This window comes from Okeania sp. SIO2F4, assembly GCF_010672385.1.
Lineage (GTDB): Bacteria > Cyanobacteriota > Cyanobacteriia > Cyanobacteriales > Microcoleaceae > Trichodesmium.
The window spans coordinates 1-4674 of the sequence record NZ_JAAHGT010000789.1; the positions used below are offsets into that span (position 1 = coordinate 1).

A 4674-nucleotide genomic window follows, 5' to 3' on the forward strand; every position below is an offset into this window, starting at 1 on the left:
AAAGTCATCAGAATTAGTAGCAGTTAGTTATTTCCCTGTTCAAGATGGCAAGCGGATTAAACCCGATCTGGAAATTAATATTACTCCTGATACTAATTCTGATGACTTTCCTTGAACATTAATTTTACCCAGAGAAGTACCAGGATTTACATATTGTCCGACAGTGCTTTTAATTTCCAAAATACATCCATCTACTGGACTAATAATTTTACTATTATCAGCTACCTCTTTTTCTAACTTAGCAATTTCTCGGTTAACTTCTTCTATTAGATTTTTGCGACTATTAGCTGCTTCTAAATTTTCTTGTTCCAAACGTTTTCTCTGGGTATCTAAATCCTGTAAATCTACTTTTAACTGTGCAATTGTATTCTGGTTTTCCAGATATTTTTCCATAGCTTCCGTTTCTTGCAATTTAACTTCCTGTAACTTCACTTTTATCTCATTAATTTGATTGAGATTATCCAGAAATTGTTTAGAAGTTTCAGTAGTTTGTGAATCTAATGCCTGTAGTTCAGTTTCAATTTCTCTAATAGTATTGATATTATCTAAATATCTCTGGTTAGTTTCTACTTCCTCTACTTCTAAATCTTTGATTCGATCCTCAATTTCGCTAATATTACTGAAATTTTCTAAATATTTTTCTGTAGTCTCTGTTTCCTGTACTTCTACCTGTTTTAATTCAGCATTAATTTGACCAATAGACTGTAAATTTTGCCGAAATTCTTGTTCTGTTTGTAATAAATTATCTTGAGAAATAGCACCCTCGGCAAATAATTCCTGGCGTTGTGTTAGTCTCTGTTGAAAAACAGGAACTAACTCTTTGGCATCTTTCAAACGTTGCTGTAAACTTTCTCGTTGTTGTTGCAATGCCAACTCATTTTTATCTCGCAAAAGAGGAGTTAAATTTTTGGCATTTTCTAACCGTTGCTGAAGAGTAATTTTTTGTTCGGCGATCGCCTGTAATTTTTTATCTCTCAATTCAGGAGTTAATTTTTTAGCCTCTCGTAAACGCTTTTCTAAACTTGTTCGTTGTTTGCTAATTTCCTGTAATTTTTCCTCTTTTAATGTCGGAGTAACAGCTTGCATATCCTGTAAACGTTGCTCCAAAGTCTGACGTTGTTCCCGGAGTGCTGTTAAAGTATTATTTTGTAGAGTAGGTGTCAGATTTTGAGTGTCTTGTAACCGTTGTCTTAAACTTTCAGCTTTACTTGTCAAACCATCTATTTCTAATTGAGTGCGTTGACTTTCTAACTTTTGAGTATCTACTGCTTGAGTTTGCAGAAGAATTAGCTTTTGCTGTTGTAACTCTAACTGTTTTTTGAGCTTAGATGGATCGATAGTTGCCAGTACATCATCTTTTTTGACACACTCTCCATCTCTAATTTTCAGAGATTCTAAATTACCTTGAATTGCTGATTGAAATTCTACTACTTGTCGGGGGCGAATTAATACTCCTTTTCCAGTTACAGTAATAGGTATTTTGCCAAAAATACTCCATAAAATACCTACTAATACTAGACCACCCAATATGGCAAAAGATAGCCAGTCTTTAACAGTAACTACTTGTATTAATTGGTCAAATTCTTCTGGGGAAGATATTTGTTCCCATGACTCTTGAGAAAATATACGGCGCTTTGGAGAGTCAGTTTTGGGGAGTTGGGTAGTCATTTTTTTCAATTACTATCATATTAAGTACAATACTTTTAATTAGGATCATTTTTGCGCTTGACCGCAACACATATATCTAGCGGTGTTAACACAGCCTGAAGATTTGCGAATGTCACAATTTATGTAATGATTATTGTCGAGAAATTTCTAATTATTTAGAGACAGCGGTATTGGGTTATTAGAGCAACTAGCATTTTGCAACCCTTCTATTAGCTTTTCTGTTTTTTTTATTCCATCTTCTTTTTCGCCTTTTTAATTTATAATTAACTTGTAAATAAACTGGTGTAACGTAACAGGAACAATTTTAATTAGATATTAAACAGTCTAGATTTGAATACCGATAAAAAATGTTTGAAGAAGAAATACAACTAACTATCAATTATCGCGTACAAGATTATATAGATGCGAATCGCATTCATTTTCGCCGTCAATTGAGTTCACAAATTTTACGATTTTTTGTTATATGTTATGTATTATTTTTAACTTTATTCATTGCAGTTAGTCCTAATCCTAATTTTTTGGGAATCTTGCTTTTGATTTTTTTTCTAACATATGTGTTTTATGAAAGGTTTTATAATAATTCCTAAAAAATATTGTTCTAGCGAAGAGAAATACGAAAAAATATGCGATCTAATAGCCAAATTTCCTCAAGGTTATTAAACCATCCAGTCAAAAATTTTGGGAAAGTAATATTATGCTTGTAATTTTACGAAGTTTATCTATAAGGCTTTCCCTACTTCAATTTCATCATCCTTCTCTATAGAAAATATCTTTTTTGTCTTTTTTATTTCGTCTTCAGCTAAACATTAACTTTGAAATTCTCCAGATACTTTTCAACAAGTATCCGAGTATAACTATTCAAAGGATAATCAAAAGCACCTTCAGGAGTAACCCACTCCCATCGCACAATTTCTTCATTAGGCACAACATCTTCTCCATCGGATATTGCCCAATAATTAACCATAATAAAATGAGCTTCTTTATAAAATTGTGGATCGAGTATCGCCTCATGGAACATAGCAAAGCGAATATCATTTAATTTCAACCCCACCTCCTCCATAAACTCCCGCGCTACAGCAGTCTCTAAACTTTCTCCCCAGTCAACCTTTCCCCCAGGTACTCCCCATGTACCCTTCCATTTTGTCGTCTCAACAATTAATATCCGATCAGAAGGCCCCTTAACTAAAGCACCAACTGTTACAAGTGGAAACTCTGGCTTAACTGCTGACTTTTCCATATCTTCTCTGATTAATCTCACATTATTCAGAGAAATCATAACATCTCAGTTCTAAAGTATGAGTCTATAATATTTGGCTCAAAAACAATTTCAACAAAGCTTTTAGACGATCTTTCTAGTATATTGAAAATCTGATGGCCAGTAGAGTAGCCATCAAACATTTTGGCAAACAAGGGTTAGGACTTATAGAATAGCTGTTTGCCTAGCACAACCCAGGAAAAACGATGGAATATCAATCATCAATATTTTGTATTCTGCTTTTTCTATTTCTCAATCGGAACATTAGACAAGCGACTCCACTCATTCCACGAACCATCATAGTTCCGAACCTTGGGATAGCCAAGTAAATATTTCAAAACAAACCAGATGTACCCCGATCGCCCACCCACTGCACAGTAAGGAAATACTTCCCGATCTGAGGTAATACCATGACTACTGTAGAGCATCTGTAAGTCATCAAATGATTTAAAAGTTCCATCTTCATTAAGCGTGAGTATATGTTCGATATGAATAGAACTGGGAATATGTCCTGCACGTTCCGAACCTTCTGGTGGCTTTATGAAAAAATGTTGGCCTTGATATTCTTGAATAGTACGAACATCTAATATAACTGTATCGGGACGACCGATTGATAATTGAACTTCCTCATGCAATACTCGTAGACTTTTATCAATTGGTTTTGCCTTATACTCAGTCGGTGCAAAACTTGATAATTCTGTTGCTACTGGACAACCTTCTGACATCCACTTTTGATGTCCGCCGTTCAAAACTCGTATATCTTGATGTCCAAATAATTTTAATAGCCAAAAGATAAAACCTCCAATTCCAGGTTCGCTGCTATAGGGAACAATAGTTGTCTCATTGGTAATACCAGATTGTGAAAGTAGCTTCTCTATAGCATTTACCTCAAGATTTATCTGAAGATCCGGCAGCAGCAGGTCAGTAATACTCCAGAAAACTGCACCTGGAATATGAGCATGAATATTCTTGTCTGACTGTGGACTCCTCTCAACCTCTACTATACGAACTTTAGAATCATTAAGATGTTCGGCCAGCCATTGTGTGTCAATTAGAACTTCAGGATAAGCATAATCTGTCATTGGTTTCTCCTATTAACAATCCTAATCCAGATTAAAATTGACCACTTCTGTGTGTATAGACCTCGATCGGGTACACTTTCCCCATGAGGCTATAGCAAAAACTCACCGAGATAATTGTTAGGACAGGACTTATACCATCCATGAAAAAAGAATGCTATGCTTACTCAAGACTTCAGTTATTAAGTAATAAATGAGTAAAAGCAATGTTTTTAACGATTCGTTTCAAGAAAGTGAAGATATATCATACTTAGGAACCCTACTCTCTACCCTTTTCTATCAAGGAAATGTAGCAAATATTTATCAATTTGGTATTAGAGAAATGAGTTATAAACACTAAATATTTCAAACAAACTGTATAGTTCTTGTTCGCCATATAATTAATAATATAGATAGCAAGAAACAAGTTTATTAGGATGGGACTTACGCAGAGGTACTATATATAGAGTTAAAAAACTGTAACGCTATAGTTTTGAACGCTATATACATGGTCTTTGGGTAAGTCCTATAGGATATAGGACTAATGATGAATTCTAAGACAGGGAAATGTTTTCCTACTGTTCTCTAGCTCCCTGCTACATATATTGTCTTTGCTTCATTAATTAGACATCTCCAGAAAAGAGGGAGTAGGGAGCAGGGAGCAGGGAGCAAGAAGAAAGAATTGATGATTTA

Annotated in this window: 3 protein-coding genes; all 3 read right to left on the reverse strand. The window is 34.6% G+C overall.

Annotation, left to right across the window (positions count from 1 at the left end):
* Nucleotides 1-39: 39 nt before the first annotated feature.
* Nucleotides 40-1668, reverse strand: coding sequence for a biotin/lipoyl-binding protein (locus tag F6K22_RS32730; RefSeq protein WP_293107931.1), 1629 nt, complete (start codon nt 1666-1668; stop codon nt 40-42).
* A 799-nt stretch (nt 1669-2467) separates the two neighbouring features.
* Nucleotides 2468-2944: an NUDIX domain-containing protein gene (locus F6K22_RS32735; RefSeq protein ID WP_293107934.1), complete on the reverse strand. Its 477-nt coding sequence runs from the start codon at nt 2942-2944 to the stop codon at nt 2468-2470.
* Between the two features lie 224 nt (nt 2945-3168).
* Nucleotides 3169-4005 (reverse strand): sulfurtransferase, encoded by an 837-nt coding sequence (locus F6K22_RS32740; protein WP_293107937.1) that lies wholly within the window; start codon nt 4003-4005, stop codon nt 3169-3171.
* Nucleotides 4006-4674: the final 669 nt, after the last annotated feature.

Excerpts from the sequence above, each read along its gene's own strand:
- F6K22_RS32730 (WP_293107931.1), bottom strand. The coding sequence starts at position 1,668 with ATGACTACCCAACTCCCCAAAACTGACTCTCCAAAGCGCCGTATATTT.
- F6K22_RS32735 (WP_293107934.1), bottom strand. The coding sequence starts at position 2,944 with ATGATTTCTCTGAATAATGTGAGATTAATCAGAGAAGATATGGAAAAG.
- F6K22_RS32740 (WP_293107937.1), bottom strand. The coding sequence starts at position 4,005 with ATGACAGATTATGCTTATCCTGAAGTTCTAATTGACACACAATGGCTG.